This is a genomic window from Hymenobacter ginkgonis, assembly GCF_009755225.1.
Taxonomy (GTDB): domain Bacteria; phylum Bacteroidota; class Bacteroidia; order Cytophagales; family Hymenobacteraceae; genus Hymenobacter; species Hymenobacter ginkgonis.
Genome location: NZ_WQKZ01000037.1, coordinates 1 through 238, shown reverse-complemented (window position 1 = coordinate 238; position 238 = coordinate 1). Strand labels below are relative to the sequence as shown.

Here is a 238-nt window from a genome sequence, read left to right as displayed (position 1 = left end):
TTGGTTGGCGGCCGGCGACACGGTCACCGTTACTTGGGCTGCGGCGCTGGCTAAGCCCAAGTTGTCGGTAACGATGAGGCTGAACACGTAGCTACCTGCTACCAGCGCACTCAGAGTGGGCACAGCCACGGTTTTGCTGCTGAACGTGGCCGTATTGGGCCCACTCACCTGGCTCCAGGTGTAGGAACTGATGGTGCCGTCCGCATCCGTACCCGACCCGGCCAAGGTAGTCGTATTC

Annotated in this window: 1 protein-coding gene; it reads right to left on the bottom strand. The window is 61.3% G+C overall.

Going from position 1 to position 238, the window contains the following annotated elements; translation table 11 throughout:
* Positions 1 to 238 (bottom strand): PKD domain-containing protein (locus GO988_RS23980; RefSeq protein WP_198173038.1); only part of this gene is annotated, 238 nt, incomplete at both ends.